The organism is Streptomyces sp. NPDC085944, from assembly GCF_040686295.1.
Lineage (GTDB): Bacteria > Actinomycetota > Actinomycetes > Streptomycetales > Streptomycetaceae > Streptomyces > Streptomyces salinarius.
The window spans coordinates 17,185-33,726 of record NZ_JBFBJX010000021.1 but is presented as its reverse complement, the minus strand read 5'-3'; the positions used below and the strand labels follow the sequence as shown (position 1 = coordinate 33,726).

At 73.4% G+C, this 16,542-nt stretch carries 17 protein-coding genes; 8 read left to right on the top strand and 9 right to left on the bottom strand.

Annotated features, from left to right (window positions below):
- The 4 genes from AB0P07_RS31420 to AB0P07_RS31405 all read right to left on the bottom strand — a co-directional run bounded on the left by AB0P07_RS31420 (window position 1) and on the right by AB0P07_RS31405 (window position 3,020).
- Entirely contained in the window at window positions 1-471 is a 471-nt protein-coding gene (locus AB0P07_RS31420; protein ID WP_365556526.1) for a hypothetical protein, read from the bottom strand.
- 139 nt (window positions 472-610) lie between these two features.
- A complete protein-coding gene (gene otsB / locus AB0P07_RS31415) occupies window positions 611-1,483 on the bottom strand; it encodes a trehalose-phosphatase (RefSeq protein ID WP_365556524.1) in 873 nt (290 codons plus the stop codon).
- 35 nt (window positions 1,484-1,518) lie between these two features.
- Window positions 1,519-1,752, bottom strand: a complete 234-nt coding sequence (locus AB0P07_RS31410; RefSeq protein ID WP_365556522.1) for a DUF3263 domain-containing protein — start codon at window positions 1,750-1,752, stop codon at window positions 1,519-1,521.
- Window positions 1,753-1,802: 50 nt separating this feature from the next.
- Window positions 1,803-3,020 carry an extracellular solute-binding protein gene (locus AB0P07_RS31405; RefSeq protein WP_365556668.1) on the bottom strand — a complete coding sequence of 406 codons (1,218 nt, stop codon included), beginning with the start codon at window positions 3,018-3,020 and terminating at the stop codon, window positions 1,803-1,805.
- 187 nt (window positions 3,021-3,207) lie between these two features.
- Here AB0P07_RS31405 and AB0P07_RS31400 point away from each other — a divergent pair, with 187 nt between their 5' ends.
- The 3 genes from AB0P07_RS31400 to AB0P07_RS31390 all read left to right on the top strand — a co-directional run bounded on the left by AB0P07_RS31400 (window position 3,208) and on the right by AB0P07_RS31390 (window position 6,649).
- Entirely contained in the window at window positions 3,208-4,209 is a 1,002-nt protein-coding gene (locus tag AB0P07_RS31400) for an ROK family protein (RefSeq protein ID WP_365556520.1), read from the top strand.
- Complete coding sequence (gene nagA, locus AB0P07_RS31395; RefSeq protein ID WP_365556518.1) at window positions 4,209-5,354, top strand: N-acetylglucosamine-6-phosphate deacetylase; 1,146 nt, start codon at window positions 4,209-4,211, stop codon at window positions 5,352-5,354. The genes AB0P07_RS31400 and nagA overlap by 1 nt, the downstream gene beginning before the upstream one ends.
- Before the next feature lie 362 nt (window positions 5,355-5,716).
- The gene (locus tag AB0P07_RS31390) at window positions 5,717-6,649 is read left to right on the top strand and encodes a 1-phosphofructokinase family hexose kinase (protein ID WP_365556667.1); all 933 of its coding nucleotides are present in this window, start codon (window positions 5,717-5,719) and stop codon (window positions 6,647-6,649) included.
- A gap of 37 nt (window positions 6,650-6,686) precedes the next feature.
- Here the strand turns inward: AB0P07_RS31390 and AB0P07_RS31385 are convergent, their stop codons facing one another.
- Window positions 6,687-7,646, bottom strand: a complete 960-nt coding sequence (locus tag AB0P07_RS31385; protein WP_365556516.1) for a carbohydrate-binding protein — start codon at window positions 7,644-7,646, stop codon at window positions 6,687-6,689.
- A gap of 121 nt (window positions 7,647-7,767) precedes the next feature.
- Window positions 7,768-9,432, bottom strand: coding sequence for a diguanylate cyclase CdgB (gene cdgB / locus AB0P07_RS31380; RefSeq protein ID WP_365556514.1), 1,665 nt, complete (start codon window positions 9,430-9,432; stop codon window positions 7,768-7,770).
- 338 nt (window positions 9,433-9,770) lie between these two features.
- Here cdgB and AB0P07_RS31375 point away from each other — a divergent pair, with 338 nt between their 5' ends.
- A complete protein-coding gene (locus tag AB0P07_RS31375) occupies window positions 9,771-10,361 on the top strand; it encodes a flavin reductase family protein (RefSeq protein ID WP_365556512.1) in 591 nt (196 codons plus the stop codon).
- A 49-nt stretch (window positions 10,362-10,410) separates the two neighbouring features.
- A complete protein-coding gene (locus tag AB0P07_RS31370) occupies window positions 10,411-10,893 on the top strand; it encodes a GNAT family N-acetyltransferase (RefSeq protein ID WP_365556510.1) in 483 nt (160 codons plus the stop codon).
- Between the two features lie 7 nt (window positions 10,894-10,900).
- On the opposite strand, the gene arfB is transcribed toward AB0P07_RS31370, so the two are convergent.
- Window positions 10,901-11,338: an alternative ribosome rescue aminoacyl-tRNA hydrolase ArfB gene (gene arfB / locus AB0P07_RS31365; RefSeq protein ID WP_125630550.1), complete on the bottom strand. Its 438-nt coding sequence runs from the start codon at window positions 11,336-11,338 to the stop codon at window positions 10,901-10,903.
- 157 nt (window positions 11,339-11,495) lie between these two features.
- Between arfB and AB0P07_RS31360 the strand changes: the two genes are divergently transcribed.
- A complete protein-coding gene (locus AB0P07_RS31360) occupies window positions 11,496-12,071 on the top strand; it encodes a TerD family protein (protein WP_133888889.1) in 576 nt (191 codons plus the stop codon).
- 167 nt (window positions 12,072-12,238) lie between these two features.
- On the opposite strand, the gene AB0P07_RS31355 is transcribed toward AB0P07_RS31360, so the two are convergent.
- Together AB0P07_RS31355 and AB0P07_RS31350 are read right to left on the bottom strand one after the other, a co-directional pair.
- Window positions 12,239-12,892, bottom strand: a complete 654-nt coding sequence (locus AB0P07_RS31355; protein WP_365556507.1) for a response regulator transcription factor — start codon at window positions 12,890-12,892, stop codon at window positions 12,239-12,241.
- Complete coding sequence (locus AB0P07_RS31350) at window positions 12,889-14,199, bottom strand: sensor histidine kinase (protein WP_365556505.1); 1,311 nt, start codon at window positions 14,197-14,199, stop codon at window positions 12,889-12,891. Before AB0P07_RS31350 ends, AB0P07_RS31355 begins: the two co-directional genes overlap by 4 nt.
- 252 nt (window positions 14,200-14,451) lie before the next feature.
- Here AB0P07_RS31350 and AB0P07_RS31345 point away from each other — a divergent pair, with 252 nt between their 5' ends.
- Both AB0P07_RS31345 and AB0P07_RS31340 read left to right on the top strand, forming a co-directional pair.
- Window positions 14,452-15,021: a heme-binding protein gene (locus AB0P07_RS31345; protein ID WP_365556503.1), complete on the top strand. Its 570-nt coding sequence runs from the start codon at window positions 14,452-14,454 to the stop codon at window positions 15,019-15,021.
- 102 nt (window positions 15,022-15,123) lie between these two features.
- Window positions 15,124-16,539, top strand: a complete 1,416-nt coding sequence (locus tag AB0P07_RS31340; RefSeq protein WP_365556501.1) for a M1 family metallopeptidase — start codon at window positions 15,124-15,126, stop codon at window positions 16,537-16,539.
- Window positions 16,540-16,542 lie beyond the last annotated feature (3 nt).

Sequence of the window (16,542 nt, the reverse complement as noted above, 5' to 3'; positions counted from 1 at the left end):
CTACTGGTCCTGGACCGGCGGGCAGGTGCCGGTGTCCGCGCCGATGGAGTTGATCTCGGCGTTCGACCGCGGGTCACCGGCGTAGTTCACCTGGTCCGTGCACGTGACCCCGTCCTGCTTGGGGGTGCCGGAGGGCGCGTCGCCCGACTGCGGCTCGGGGCAGGTGCCGGTGTCCGCGCCGATGGAGTTGATCTCGGCGTTCGACCGCGGATCACCGGCGTAGTCCCGCTGGTCCGTGCACGTGACCCCCGCCCCCTGGTCCGGCTTCGACGCCGTCGGGGTCTGCGCGGAGGCGCCGCCGGTGGCGGGCCCGTCGTCCGCGGTGGGGGACTGCGCGGTGCGCGTCGCGGTCACGGTGGGGGCGGCGTCGACGTCGCCGTTGCCGCCGTCGCCGCTGTTGCCGCAGGCGGTCAGCGCCAGGCCGAGGGCCACGGCGGCGAGGGCGAGCATCGGGGTCTTCCGAGCGGACATGGCGGGTTCCTCCACGGTCGTGTGCCGCACTGAGCAGGCATTACGGCGTGCAAGACAGCGGGGGCGGCGGGCCGGGTTGCCCCGCCGGCGCTGTCCGGACACGCCTGTGACGGTCCGGGGAAGGGGCCGTGACGTCGTCTCAGGCCAGCCGGTGCGCGAGGGCCGCCAGGAGGGCCACGACCCCGGCGGGGCCGGGGACCTCGACGTCCGCGCGCCTGCGCAGTTCCGTCACCTCGTCGCTGGCGCTGCACACCAGCAGGCCGGGGGTGCCCTCGGTGCGGAGGACGTCGACGGCCGCGTAGGCCGGGAGGTCGCCGAGGTCGTCGCCCGCGAAGAGGACCGAGCCGGCGTCGAGGGAGTGGACGTACGACCGCAGGGCCGCGCCCTTGTCCATGCCGGGTGGGCGCAGCTCCAGGACCATGCGGCCGGGTTCGACGATCAGGCCGTGGCGGGCGGCCAGGCCGGCGAGGGGGGCGCGCAGTGCCTCGAAGGCGGCCTGCGGGTCGGGGGCGCGGCGGGTGTGGACGGCGACCGCGTGCCCCTTGTCCTCCGTCCAGGTGCCCTGCGCCGCGGCCCCGGAGCGCTCCAGCAGCCCCGGCAGCTCGGCGCGGACGGCGGCGACGCCGGGGTGCGGTGCGGGCGTGGCGAGGGTGCCGGTGGCGGCGTCCCAGCGCTCGGCGCCGTAGTGGCCGAGGACGACGAGGCGGTCGAGGCCTGGGACGCCCGCGAAGCCGCCGTGGTGGACGGCGACCTCGGCGGGGCGGCCGGTGATCACGGCGATCGAGGCGACCTTCGGGGCGAGCGCGGCGAGGGCCGGTACGGCCTCCGGGTGGGCGCGGGCCCGGTCGGGGTCGGGCACGATCGGGGCGAGCGTGCCGTCGAAGTCGAGCGCGACCACCGCGCGGCCGGGGTCGGCGAGGAGGGCGTCGAGCCCTTCGCGTCCGGCGGCCGTCGTGGGCGTCGGCAGGGGGTGCGGGGAGTCGTCTCGGGTGGAGTCCTGGTGGCTGCCCATACGGCGAACCTATCCCGCGGGCGCCGAGGGCAATCTCAGCGCTCCGCGCGGCGCGACTCCCGCACCCGGCGCAGGCGGTTGACCGTCACCGGGTCGGCGGCCAGGGCGCGGGGGTCGTCCAGCAGGGCGTTGAGGAGCTGGTAGTAGCGGACGGGAGCCAGGCCCAGCTCCTCGCGGACGGCACGCTCCTTGGCGCCGGGGCCGCTGAAGCCCCGGCGTTCCAGTGCGAGGACGCTCCGCTCCCGCTCGGCCAGCTCTCCCGGGTCCATGTACGCAACCGTAACGCCCGCCGCCGACAACGCGGCCGCCGCTTGGGCCGTCACTCCGCGCTGCTCGCCCGCATCGCCGTCGCCTGGATCTCGCCGAGGACCTCCTCTGGGCTGCCGCCGGGGGCGACCGCCTCGCCGATGTGCTTCTTGACGTCCGCGCTGACCGAGGCCCAGGAGGCCTTGCCGACCGGGTACAGCTGGGAGAGCAGCAGCTCGTCCAGGAACGGCTTGAGGTTCTTGTCCTCCGGGGCGGTGCTCATGGTCTGGGAGGCGGAGGTGGTCACGGGCAGCAGGCCGTACTCGCGGGAGAAGTCGAGGACGTTCTCCTCGCTGTAGACGAAGTCGAGGAAGTCGCCGATCTCCTCCTGGTGGCCGTTCTTCCTGAAGGCCGTCATCCAGTCCGAGACCCCGAGGGTGTTCCTGCTCTCGCCGTCCACGCCCGGGGTGGTCACCATCCCGTACTTCACACCCTTGTCGGCGGCCGTCTTCATCAGCGAGGGGTGCCCGTTGAGCATGCCCACGTCGCCGCCCGCGAAGGCTTCGAAGGCGGCGGCGCGGTTGAGCTTGCCGGGGGCGACCGGTCCGGTGAGGCCCTTGCCGACCAGTTCGTCGCGCAGCCAGGTGAAGGTGGTGGCGTTCTGCGGCGAATCGATCGCGTAGGTGCCGACGTCGTCGGTGTAGCCGCCTCCGCCGCTGAGCATCCACTGCATCGTCTCGGCCGGTGCCTCCTCGGGGCCCAGCGGCAGGGCGTACGGGTACTTCACGCCCTTCTCGTCGAGCGCCTCGGCTGCCTCGGCGAGGTCGTCCCACGTCTTGGGCGGCTGGAGGCCGGCCTCGCCGAACAGGGTCTTGTTGTAGAAGAGCACGCGGGTGGAGGCCGCGAAGGGCAGGCCGTACTGCACGCCGTTGACCTGGCCGGCGGCGGCCAGCTGGGAGACGAAGTCGGCCTGGACCGGGATGGAGAGCACGTCGTCGGCCCGGTAGAGCAGGTCCTTGTCCGCGTAGTCCGAGTAGGCGCCGATCTGCGCCATGTCGGGTGCCTTGCCCGCCTCGACCATCTCGCGGACCTTGCGGTCGACGTCGTTCCACGAGTAGACGGTGACGTCCACGTGCACGTCGGGGTTCTTGGCCTCGTAGGACTTGGCCAGCTCGTCCCAGTACTTCTGGGAGCTGTTCTCCTTGCCGTCGCCGTAGTCGGCGGCGACGAGCTTCAGGGTCACCCCGTCGGAGTCGCCGGCCAGCCCGCAGCCGCCGAGGACCACCGTCATGCCCAGTGCGGACACCACCGCGATCGTTCCTGTCCTACGCCGCTGCACCCTGTTCCCCAACCCTGCCGACGACTCGTCGTTCACTGCTCGTTGTTCACTGCTCGTTCGCGTGTTCGCTTAACGGATTAAGGTCTACACCACGCGAGTGGACTAGACCTCTCCCGGGTAGACGGGCCACACTGTCCCCGTGAGACATGTCATCGCCCTCGATGTGGGCGGCACCGGGATGAAGGCCGCCCTGGCGGGACCTGGGGGCGAACTGCTGCACCAGGCACGCCGTGCCACCGGCCGTGAGCGGGGGCCCGAGGCGGTCGTCGCGGACATCCTCGACTTCGCCGCCGAGCTGCGGGCCTACGGCGCGGACCGCTTCGGCGAGCCGGCCGGTGCCGCCGGCGTCGCCGTCCCCGGCATCGTCGACGCCGAGCGGGGCGTCGCCGTGTACGCGGCCAACCTGGGCTGGCGCGACGTACCGCTGCGCAGGCTGCTCGGCGAGCGGCTCGGCTCCGTCCCGGTCGCCCTCGGCCACGACGTGCGCACCGGCGGCCTCGCCGAGGGCCGGATCGGCGCCGGGCAGGGGGCCGACCGGTTCCTGTTCGTGCCGCTGGGCACCGGGATCGCGGGCGCCATCGGCATCGACGGCCGGGTCGAGGCGGGCGCGCACGGCTTCGCGGGCGAGATCGGCCACGTCGTCGTGCGCCCCGGCGGCGTCGCCTGCCCGTGCGGGCAGCGCGGCTGTCTGGAGCGGTTCGCGTCCGCGTCGGCGGTCAGCCAGGCGTGGGCCGAGGCCTCGGGCGACCCGGAGGCGGACGCCGCCGACTGCGCCAAGGCCGTCGAGTCGGGCGACGCCCGCGCGCTCGCCGTGTGGCGGGACGCCGTGGACGCACTCGCCGACGGACTGGTCACCGCGCTCACCCTGCTGGACCCGCGCGTCCTGATCATCGGTGGCGGCCTCGCCGAGGCGGGGGAAACCTTGTTCACACCGCTGCGGGACGCCGTCCGGCGGCGCGTGACCTTCCAGAAGCTGCCGGAGATCGTCCCCGCCGCACTCGGGGACACCGCCGGTTGCCTGGGTGCCGGGCTGATGGCCTGGGACCTGCTCGACGGCGCTGCCCCGGCTGCCCGGACCGCTCCGACATCCGCTGCTTCCACGGCCGCCGCGGCCGCGACTCCCCCGGAGGTAACCACCTGATGGCCCCAAGCAAGGTTCTCGCCGGCGCCCGGGTGGTACTGCCCACCGGGACCGTGGACGACGGCCGCGTGATCGTCGACGGCACGCGGATCGCGGCCACGGCTCCCCCGAACGCCGAGGTCGTCGACGTGTCGGGCCACTGGGTGGTCCCCGGCTTCGTCGACATCCACAACCACGGCGGCGGCGGCGCCTCCTTCGCCGGCGGCACCGCCGAGGACGTCCTCAAGGGCGTCGAGACCCATCGCCGGCACGGCACGACCACGGTCGTCGCCTCCGCCGTCACCGGCGACCTGGACTTCCTCGCCCGGCACGCCGGGATGCTCGCCGAGCTGGCGCAGCAGGGCGACATCGTTGGCATCCACTTCGAGGGGCCGTTCATCTCCCCGTGCCGCAAGGGCGCCCACGACGAGCAGCTGCTGCGCGACCCGGACCCGGCCGAGGTGCGCAAGCTGGTCGACGCGGCGCACGGCCACGCCAGGATGATGACGCTGGCGACGGAGCTGCCGGGCGGCCTGGACTCCGTACGGCTGCTCGTCGAGCACGGCGTGATCGCGGCCGTCGGGCACACCGACGCGACGTACGAGCAGACGGTCCGGGCCATCGACGCGGGCGCCACCGTCGCCACGCACCTCTTCAACGCGATGCCCCCGGTCGGCCACCGCGCCCCGGGCCCCATCACCGCGCTCCTCGAGGACGAGCGGATCACCGTCGAGCTGATCAACGACGGCACGCACCTGCACCCGGCCGCGCTGCAGCTGGCCTTCCACCACGCGGGTGCCGCCCGGGTCGCCTTCATCACCGACGCGATGGACGCGGCCGGTTTCGGCGACGGCCGCTATCTGCTCGGCCCGCTCGAGGTCGAGGTCGCGGACGGGGTGGCCCGGCTGGTGGAGGGCGGCTCGATCGCGGGCTCCACGCTCACCCTGGACCGCGCCTTCAAGCGGGCGGTGACGGTGGACGGGCTGCCGGTCGGGGACGTCGTCGCCGCGATCTCGGCCAACCCGGCGCGGCTGCTGGGCCTGGACGACCGCATCGGCTCCCTGGAACCCGGCAAGGACGCCGACCTGGTGGTCCTGGACGACGCCTTCGACCTGGTGGGCGTGATGCGCCGGGGCGCCTGGGTGGTCGATCCCCAACTGGGCTGATCCGTCCCCGTGTCCGCTCCGGGACCCTCCAGGGATGGCCGACCGGGGGGCTGGGGGGCGCCGTTTGGATCTTGCCGGGGTCGCGAGGCCCGGCACGCACATCCGCGGAGTTGTCGTCGGTCGTCAACTCCCCCACGCTCGGCTGCGCTCGCGCGGGGGCCCCATCGCGTTGCCGCCCTCCTCCGCCTTGCAGCTGCACGCACCAGAGCTCGCTCGGGTCGGCCACACTGCACCCTTGCCTGGAGCCGGCCCGATCCCAACGACACCCCCTAGGCCGACCGCCCGCCGTTTGGCATGATCGTGTCGTGGAGCGCAGCTCCGCGGGCACGCCCAGCCGCACACGATCGGGGGAGGTCGGCACGGTGATCCTCACCGTCACTCTCAACACCGCGCTCGACATCACCTACCGCGTCCGGGGCCTCAGGCCCCACGCCTCCCACCGGGTGACCGAGGTGACCGAGCGTCCCGGCGGCAAGGGGCTGAACGTGGCCCGCGTCCTGGCGGCCCTCGGGCACCAGGTGACGGTCACCGGCTTCGCGGGCGGCACCACGGGGGGCATCGTGCGCGAGCAGCTGACCGGCGTGCCCGGGGTGACCGACGCGCTCGTGCCGGTCGCCGGGGCGACGCGGCGCACCGTCGCCGTCGTCGACGAACGCACCGGCGACACCACCCAGCTCAACGAGCCGGGCCCGGCCGTGGCGCCCGCCGAGTGGAACGCCTTCCAGGTGGCCTACGAGGACCTGCTGACCGGCGCCGCCGCGGTGGCCCTGTGCGGCAGCCTGCCGCCGGGCGTCCCGGTGGGCGCGTACGCCGGGCTGGTGCGGTCCGCGCGCGCCGCGGGCGTGCCGGTGCTGCTCGACACCAGCGGGGAGCCGCTGCGGCGGGGGCTGGCCGCCCGCCCGGACCTGATCAAGCCGAACGCCGACGAGCTGGCCGAGCTGACCGGCTCGCACGAACCGCAGCGGGCCGCGCAGGCCGCCCGGCGCCGCGGTGCCCGCTCGGTGGTCGCCTCGCTGGGCGCCGAGGGCCTGCTCGCGGTGACCCCGGAGGGCCGCTGGCGCGCCGCACCGCCGGCCCATGTCCACGGCAACCCGACCGGCGCGGGCGACTCCGCGGTGGCGGGCCTGCTCTCCGGACTGGTGGAGCACCTGCCCTGGCCGGACCGGCTGACCCGCGCGGTCGCCCTGTCGGCGGCCACCGTGCTGTCGCCGGTGGCGGGCGAGTTCGACCGGGCGGCGTACGAGGAGCTGCTCGGGCGCGGGGTCGCGGTGACGGCGGAGTCGGGGGCGGCCTGACCCCGCCGGGGCCGCCGCGTCCCGCTGCGGGCCGGTCCTAGTCCTTGACCTGGCCCTTCTTCAGGGAGAACTGGTCCAGCAGGACGTTGCACTTGTCGCCGTCGGCGCAGGACAGGGTGATGGTGTTGGTGCCCTTGTTGAGGGTGGGCCAGGCGAAGGTCTTGGTCCAGCCCTTGGCGAAGTCGCCGTCCTCGGCGTGGGCGAAGTTGCCCAGGTTCAGCTTGCTGCCGAACTCCTTGCCGTTGACCGTGAGGGTCATCGACTGGTCCTCGCCGGCCGCGCTGTAGGTGGTGAAGAGGGTGTAGAGGCCGTCCTCGGGGATGCCGTCCACGGTCCAGGTGACCGAGGCCCCCGGCTGGTTGAGGTTGGCCACGTAGACGCCGCCGTCCGACTGGGCGCCCTCCACCTCGGAGGCGAGGGAGGCCGAGCCGCCCAGCCGCATCGCCTTCGCCTCGGTGGAGGGCAGCTCCACCTCTTCCTCGGCGCTCTCGCTCGCCGACGGGCTCGGCCCGCTGCTCTGGGACTGGGTGGGGGTGGTGTCACCGCCCGCCTCGTCGCCGCCCTTGTCGTCGTCGGAGCCACTGCTCGTCATGGCCACGGCGATGCCGATGACCACCGCGGCGACCACCGCCACCGCGCCGATGAGCAGGCCCTTGGTGTTCGGGCCGCGGCGCCCGCCGCCCCCGCCGTGCCCCGACGGCTGCTGCGGGGCCCCGGGGCCGCCGCCGCCGGGGAAGGTCTCCGGCGCGGCGTAGTGCGCGTTCGGCTGCCCGTACGCCCCCTGCGGCTGCCCGTAGGCGCCCTGCTGGGGCGGAGCGGCCTGGCCCTGCGGTGCGCCGTACTGCCGTGTCCCGACGGGACGCACCCGGTTGACGGAGTTCGGGTAGCCGTAGCCCCCGGACGGCGGCTGGGCCCCGTTGGCCTGCCCGTCGGCGTAGAGGTAGCCGAAGGGGTCGTCGTCCTCGGGCGTGCTCGCGCCGTTGTTGCCGGGCGTCATCCCTTGGTCTCCTAACCAGATGCGGTGCGTGGTGCGGTACGGGTGTGTGAGAGAGCGAGCCTACCCTCCCGCACTGACCCGAACGGGTGACTCAGACCGCATCAACGCGCTGACCTTGTGATCATCCGGCCCGGCGATGCTGTTTGGGACGAGATCGTTTCTCGATGTACATCCGTTCGTCGGCGGACTTCAGGACTTCGTCCGCCGTCATGCCGCAGTGGGCCCAGCCGATGCCGAAGCTGGCGCCCACGCGGACGGCCCGGCCCTCGGCCCGGATCGGCTGGATGATCTCGCCCCGCAGCCGTACGGCGAGGTCCTGGGCGTCGGCCCGGCCGAGCCCGTTGGCGAGGATCACGAACTCGTCGCCGCCGAGCCGGGCCACGGTGTCGCCGTCGCGGACCCCGCCGCTGAGCCGGCGGGCGACCTCGATGAGCACGGCGTCGCCCGCGTTGTGCCCGAACCGGTCGTTGATCGACTTGAAGCCGTCCAGGTCGCAGAAGAGGACCGCGAGCCCCTTGGTGCCGTCGTCGCGGCCGTCCTGGGGGGCCACGGCGTGCACGTGGTGGTCGAAGGCGCCGTACGGCTCGGCGACGGCGGAGAAGTCGAAGGTGTGGCCGCCGGAGTCGAACACGGCCGGATGCCCGTAGGCGGCGTCCATGGCGTCGGCCACGGCCGCGTGCGCGGACTGCGGGCGCTGGCACAGCCGGGCGGCGAGCCGGGAACGCAGCTCGGCGCTGTTCGGCAGGCCGGTGAGGGAGTCGTGGGAGGCGCGGTGGGCGAGCTGGAGCTCGCGGCGCTTGCGCTCCTCTATGTCCTCGACGTGTGTGAGCAGGAAGCGCGGCCCGTCGGCGGCGTCGGCGACGACGCTGTTGCGCAGCGAGACCCAGACGTAGGTGCCGTCGCGGCGGCCCAGGCGCAGCTCGGCCCGGCCGCCCTCGGCGGAGGTGCGCAGCAGGGTGCCGATGTCCTCGGGGTGCACCAGGTCGGAGAAGGCGTAGCGGCGCATCGAGGAGGCGCGGCGGCCCAGCAGGCGGCAGAGCGCGTCGTTGGTGCGCAGGATGCGGCCGTGCTGGTCGCCGCCCATCTCGGCGATGGCCATGCCGGAGGGGGCGTACTCGAAGGCCTGCCGGAAGCTCTCCTCGCTCGCCCTGAGCGCCTGCTGGTCGCGCTCGAGGCGGACCAGCGCGCGCTGCATGTTGGAGCGGAGCCGGGCGTTGCTGATCGCGATGGCGGCCTGGAACGCGTACATCTGCAAAGCCTCGCGGCCCCAGGCGCCGGGACGACGGCCGTTGCGCGGCCGGTCCACGGACAGGACGCCGATCAGCTCGCCCCTGCTGCCGCCGCCCTGCGGGCCGGGGGCGTACATGGGGGCGAAGAGCCGGTCCGAGGGGTGCCACTCGTCCTCGAAGCGGGGCGCGGGCCCGTCGGTGTACCACTGCGGGACGTCGTCGTCGTCGAGGACCCAGCCCTCGGTGTGGGGTATGAAGATCAGGTCGCCCCACTGCTCGCCCATGTTCAGGCGCCGGTCCCAGGACTCGCGGGAGCCCGAGCGGCCGGTGATGAGCGCCTCGGCGGCCTGGTTGCCGGCGAAGGCGGCGACGACGAGGTCGCCGTCGGGGCCGACCAGGTTGACGCACGCCAGTTCGTAGCCGAGGGCCTGGACGACGCCGTCGGCGACGGCCTGCAGGGTGTCCGCCAGGCTGCGGGCCTTGTTCATGTCGGCCATGGCCTGGTGCAGCTGCCGCAGGGACGCAAGGCGGACATAGGGCTCCGAGTCGGTCTCCACGCTCGCCCTCCCCCCGAGACCTCGCAGTGAATCAAGGGTTCTCTTCGGCGCCTTTACTGATGGTGCCCCGGATCGTGCTCTTGCAGGTTCCCCGCCACTGAATCACAGCGCGCTCCCCACTCGGTACACAGGGTCAACAATTACCGCCCCTTGTGACTCAAGTCACAGCGAAACCAGAACAATTGAGTGGGGATTCCACGCTTTCCCCGTGTGTTTACCGAACGCAAAGTTTGTGGGTATGCGCACGTCTCCTCACCCGGTCTCCTCCCGTGGTCCTAGGTCCCGGTTCGGACCGGGGTCCGATGCCGGACGCACGCACCGGAGACTAGCGTGACGGGGTGCCGAACACTCCCTCCCTCACGTCCCCCGCGTCCCCGTTCCCGTCGCCAGCCTCCGGGCATGCTGAGGGGGTGAGCAACGAGGAGTTCCGTGCCGCCATGTCCCGGCTGGCCTCGGGCGTGGTGCTGGTGACCGCGCAGGAGCCGCCGCTGGACCCCGACGACCCGCTGGCGCCGCGCGGCGAGGACGTCGGCATGACGGCCACCGCCTTCCTGTCGGTCTCCCTGGACCCGCCGCTGGTCCTGGTCAGCCTGCGCGAGGGCTCCCGCATGGACGACCTCCTCGACGAGCAGCCCCTGTGGGCGGTCTCCGTCCTCTCCGAGAGCCAGCGGCACATCGCGGGCCGCTTCGCGATGAAGGGCCGCGTCAGCGACCGCCTGCTGTTCGCGGACATCCCGTACGTACGGGGCGAGGCGACCGGGGCACCGCTGGCGGGCGGCGCCCTGGCGACGCTGGAGTGCCGCACCGAGCAGCGGGTGCCGGCCGGCGACCACACCCTCGTGATCGGCCGGGTCCTGACGGCCGCGCTGCCGAGCGCGGACGGGGGGCCGCTCACCTACTTCCGGGGGCGGTACCGGCAGTTGGGCTGAGCGGGCAATTCGCTCGCTCGCGCCCCCGCGCCCCGCCCAGGGTGCGCGCATGACGACCAGCACCGGGCTTCGACTGGAGCCGATCACTCCCGCGAACATCGAGGCCGCCCTCGCGATACGGGTGCGGCCCGACCAGGAGTTCGCCGTCTCACCGGTCGTGAAGTCCCTCGCCGAGGCGTACGTCCACGGCGAGAAGGCCTGGCCGCGCCTGATCCTCGACGGCGACCGTCCCGTCGGGTTCCTCATGGGCTTCTTCGGCATCGACTGGTACGACGACGGCAGCGCGCTGCGCTCGGGCCTGTGGCGCCTGAACATCGACGCGGGGGAACAGGGCCGGGGATACGGCCGCTTCGCGGTGGAGTCGGTGGCCGCCGAGATCCGGCACCGCGGCGGCAAGGAGTGCTTCGTCACCTGGCACCCCGGTGAGCACGGCCCCGAGGACTTCTACCTGAAGCTGGGCTTCCGCCCGAACGGCGAGAAGGCCGAGGAGGAGACGGTCGGCGTGCTGGAGCTGGACCGACCGGGCCACTGACCGGGCTTCAGTCCCAGTTCTTCGGGGAGCGCCCCCGCTTGGTCTCGGAGCGCTGCTTCTTCTCCCGCAGCCGGCGTTCGTTGATGCCGCGCGGGATGCGGGTCGGCCTGCGGGGCCGGGGCGGCGGCGCGGTGGCCTCGGCGAGGAGGGCGGCGAGGCGCACGGCGGCGGCCTCGCGGTTGCGCCACTGGGAGCGGTGCTCGGAGGCGCGGACCGTGACGACCCCGTCGGACAGGCGCCCGGCCAGCCGCTCCAGCGCCCGCCGCTTCCACACCTCGGGCAGGGCCTCGGTGCGCGCCAGGTCGAAGCGCAGCTCCACCGCCGTGTCCGTGGTGTTGACGTGCTGCCCGCCGGGCCCCGAGGAGCGCGAGAAACGCCACACCAGCTCGGCCTCGGGCAGGGAGACGGAGCCGCGGATGACATGGGGACCGGACATGCCCTCCATGTTCCCGCCCCCGGACGGCCCACGTCACCCCAATATCCGGGGCCCGGTCTCGGTAAAGAAAGTAAAGAGAGCCGGAACCTTGTGGACCCCTCTCGACGTTCATGGTGGTAGCTGTAGCTTTCTTGCCGTACGTAAACGAGGGAAGGGACTCCCAACAATGGCTGTAAGCCTGTCCAAGGGTGGCAACGTCTCGCTCACCAAGGAGGCTCCGGGCCTGACCGAAGTCACCGTGGGGCTCGGCTGGGACGTCCGCACCACCACCGGCACCGACTTCGACCTCGACGCCTCCGCGATCGCGGTCAACACGCAGGGCAAGGTCTACTCCGACGCCCACTTCGTCTTCTTCAACAACAAGCAGACGCCGGACAACACGATCGTCCACACCGGTGACAACCGCACGGGTGAGGGCGCCGGCGACGACGAGGCGATCAACGTCAACCTGGCGGGTCTGCCGGCCGACATCGAGAAGATCGTCTTCCCGGTCTCGATCTACGACGCCGAGAACCGTTCGCAGAACTTCGGCCAGGTGCGCAACGCCTACATCCGCATCGTCAACCAGGCCGGCGGCGCCGAGATCGCCCGCTACGACCTGTCCGAGGACGCGGCCACCGAGACCGCCATGGTCTTCGGCGAGCTGTACCGCAACGGCGCCGAGTGGAAGTTCCGCGCCGTCGGCCAGGGCTACGCCTCGGGTCTCGTGGGCATCGCCCAGGACTTCGGCGTGAACGTCTGACGTTCACCCGCCCGTTCGTTTTGCACGAAGGCCCCCCGGACGTCCGGCCGGGGGGCCTTCGGCGTTCCCGTCGGCAGAGCACCGGCCCGGCGGGCGGGCGGCTGTCCGGCCGGAGGGCCTTCGGCGTTCCCGTGGGCAGGGCACCGGTCGGGTCGGCGGGCGGCGCTTCAGGGCAGCAGGCGCTGCTCCTTGGCCACCGCGACCGCGCCCGCTCGCGTGTCGACGCCGAGCTTGTCGTAGATGCGGCGCAGATGCGTCTTCACCGTGGCCTCGCTGATGAACAGGGCACGGGCGATCTCCCGGTTGCCGAGTCCGGTGGCGAGCTGGGCCAGGATGTCGCGCTCGCGGTCGGTGAGGGCGGGTCGCGGCTTGCGCAGGTTGGCCATGACCCGGCCGGCGACGGGCCCGGACAGTGCCGTACGGCCCTGAGCGGCGGCGTGGATGGCCGCGAACAGCTCCTCGGGGCGCTCGGCCTTCAGCAGGTAGCCGGTCGCGCCCGCCTCGATCGCGCGGGTGATGTCGGCGTCCGTGTCGTACGTGGTCAGCACCAGGACGTGCGGCACGCGGCCGGTGCCCGCGGTGAGGCGGCGCGTGGTCTCCACGCCGTCGATCCCGGCGCCGAGCTGAAGGTCCATCAGGACGACGTCCGGCGCCAGTCGCGCGGCGAGCGCGAGCGCCTCCTCGCCGGTGCCCGCCTCGCCGACCACCTCGATGCCGGGGGCGCTGTCGAGCAGGGCGAGCAGTCCGGCGCGTACGACGACGTGGTCGTCGCAGACCAGGATGCGGGCGGGGTCGGGTCCGCCGGCTGCCGGGTCGGTCATCGGGGGGCCTCCTGCGGGTCGGCCGGGTCCGGCGGGGGTGGCGGGTCTGCCGGGCCCTGCGGGTCGGTTCGGGACGGGTCCAGGGGCACGGCGGCGGACAGGGCGGTGCCCTCGCCGGGCGCGGACTCGACGGTCAGGGTGCCGCCGAGCCGGTGCAACCGGGCGCGCATGGCGGGCAGTCCGTGTCCGCGCACCCCGGTGCCGGCGCCGGACGGCCGCGCCGGGTCGAAGCCGTGCCCGTCGTCCGTGACGTCCAGGACGACCTCGTCGTCGAGGAGGGTGAGGCTGAGCGCGGCATGGGCCGCCCCTGCGTGTTCCCGGACGTTGGCCAGGGCGCCCTGGGCGACCCGCAGCAGCGCCGACTCGACGCGGGCGGGCAGCGTCGGGACACGGGCCCCGGCCTCGACGTGGACGCGCACGGTGAGGTGGTCGCCGGACTCCCGCTCGGCCAGCGTCCGCAACGCGGCCTCGAGTCCGCCGCCGCGGGCGAGGTCGGCCGGGGCCAGGTCGTGGACGAAGCGGCGGGCCTCGGCCAGGTTGTGCTCGGCGACGGAGGCGGCGCCCCGGACGTGGGTGCGGGCCTTGTCCTGGTCCGACTCCCAGACCCGCTCGGCGGCCTGGAGCAGCATCCGCTGGCTGGACAGCCCCTGGGCGAGGCTGTCGTGGATCTCCATCGACAAGCGCTGACGTTCGGCGAGGGTGCCCTCCCGGCGCTCGGAGGCGGCGAGTTCGCGGCGGGTGCGGATCAGGTCGTCGATCAGGAGGCGCTGCCGGGCCGCCTGCCGTTCGGTGTGCAGGAACACGGCGGCGGCGATGGCGGCGACGGCGGGCGGGGCGAGCAGCAGGTTCGGGTCGAAGCCCCCCGCGAGCCGCAGCTGCGCGGCGACGACGAACACCGTCAGGACGGTGACCAGGACGAGCGCCGCCCGGGCCGGCAGGGTGCGCAGGCCGGTGTAGAAGAGGGGCACCGCACACCAGGCGAAGCTGGGCGCGAGCACCACCAGCACCATCCAGACCACGACCACCAGCCCCAGCCAGGCCAGGCGTCGCCGGGCGGGCACGGTGCCGTGACCGGACGGCCGGCGACCCGACGGCTGAGGTCCAAACGGCCGGGGCCCGCTCAGGACCGGCCCGAGCAGGTGCAGCACCGCGAGGGTGAGGGACAGGGCGAAGATCCACGGGGTGCGCGGCTCGCCGGGGTGGCGCAGCAGGAAGCGGGCGAGGGCACCGCCGAGCAGCAGGAAGAACGCCACGTGCATGACGGCGCCGAGCCACCGAGCGTCCGGGTGGTCGTACGGCTTCGGCATCCGGCACCCGCCTCCTTACGCCCGCATCTCCTGCCGTTGCTGTTCCACAACGTGCCGCAGCAGACCGCTGAGCTGCGTGAACACTCCCATGGTGCCCTGTCCGGACGCCCTGCGGGTCAACCGATCGGACGACCCCACCGTCACCCGTTGCGCCGCCCACGAGCAGCCGGAACGCCGACCGTGCGGCCCCGGTTCCGGCCGGAGAGTGAAGAGCCAGAACCCGACCGCCCCCACCCGGAGGAGCAGCTCACCATGAAGAAGACCCTCTCCCGTCGTGCCCGCGTCGCCACCGGCGGTGCCGTGCTCGCCGCCGTCGCCGCCGGCACCTTCGGCACGGTGACCGCGAACGCCTCCGCTCCCGAGAGCGCCCGGGACACCGCGGTGTCCGCCGCCCCCGCCGCCGCGGCCGGCAAGCGTGACACCACCACCTCCACCCACCTGACGATCGACGCCGCCACCGAGGCCGCGCAGGCCGCGCTGAAGGCGGCCAAGAAGGAGGGCCAGCGGATCACGGTCGCGGTCGTCGACCGCAACGGCAACACGATCCTCACCATGCGCGGCGACGGCGCCGGCCCGCAGTCCTACGAGTCGGCCGAGAAGAAGGCGTACACGGCCGTCTCCTGGAACGCCCCGACCAGCGAGCTGGAGGGCCGCCTGGAGAACGCCCCGAACCTGAAGGACATCCCCGGCACCCTGTTCCTGGGCGGCGGCGTGCCGGTCACCGCGGGCAAGGCGCCGATCGCGGGCATCGGCGTCGCGGGCGCCCCGTCCGGCGCCCTGGACGAGAAGTTCGCCCAGGCGGGCGCGGCGGCCCTGCACTAGACCTCCCGGCCCACGCCGGACCAGCACCTCCCCGGGGCGCCCTCGGTCCCAACAGCCGGTCCCAGCGGGCGTTTCACGTGAAACACCCCATAGGATCACGAGGTGCGCACCCCCCGTCTGCTCGTGACCGCCGCCACCGCACTCGCCCTCGCGGCCTGCAGTGGCGGCGGATCGGTCGACGGCACCCCCGGCGGCTCGGGGGTGCGCGACCCGTACTTCCCCAAGGCGGGCAACGGCGGCTACGACATCGGCCACTACGACCTGACCCTGGACTACGACCCCGACACGGACGCCGGCCCCGGGCGTCTCACCGGCACCGCCGTGATCACCGCCCGGGCCACCGAGGACCTCTCCGCCTTCAACCTGGATCTCAAGGGTCTGGAGGTCGGGGCGGTCGAGGTCGAGGGCCGCGACGCCCGCTTCAACCGGGCCGGGCAGGAGCTGACCGTGCGTCCGGCCGACGAGTTGCACGACGGGGAGACGTTCCGCGTGACCGTCCGGTACTCCGGCGAGCCGCAGACGATCACCGACCCCGACGACTCCGAGGAGGGCTGGCTGCCCACCGCCGACGGCGCGGTCGGGCTGGGTGAGCCGACGGGCTCGATGGCCTGGTTCCCCGGCAGCCACCACCCCTCCGACAAGGCGACGTACGACCTCGCGGTGACCGTGCCGGAGGGCCTCGGCGCGGTCTCCAACGGCGAACTGCGCGACGAGCGGACCCGGGACGGCCGTACGACGTTCACCTGGCACACCGCCGAGCCGATGGCGAGCCATGTCGTCACGGTCGCCGTGGGCGAGTGGGAGACCGCCCGCTCCACCACGGACGACGGCCTGTCCGTCTACACGGCGGTCGACCCGACGCAGGCCGACGCGAGCCGCAAGGTCCTGAAGCGGATCCCCGAGATCATGGAGTGGGGTCAGGAGAACTTCGGCCCCTACCCCTTCTCCGCCACCGGCGCGATCGTCGACCGGGGCGAGGACGCCGGGTACGCCCTGGAGGCCCAGAACCGCCCGTACTTCCCCGGCGCCCCCGACACCGTCCTGCTCGTCCACGAGCTGGCCCACCAGTGGTACGGGAACTCCGTCAGCCCGAAGACCTGGCGGGACATGTGGCTCAACGAGGGTTTCGCCACCTACGCCGAGTGGCTGTGGGAGGAGGACCACGGCGGCGACTCCGCCCAGGAGACCTTCGACGCGCTGTACGACGGGACGTACTACGACGACGAGGACGCGAACGACTCGATCTGGGCGTTCCCGCCCGCCGACCCGCCCGACGCGGCACACATCTCGGACAGCCCCGTCTACCAGCGCGGGGCGATGGTCCTGCACAAGATTCGCCGGACGGTCGGCGACGACGCCTTCTGGGACCTGCTGAGCGGCTGGGCCGCCGCCCACCGCCACGGCAACGCGGACACCGGGGACTTCACGGCGTACATCGAGAAGTCGGCGCCGGACGAGGACTTCACGGAGATCTGGGCGGATTGGCTGCGCGGGGACGGCAAGCCGGACAGCCCGTGAGGG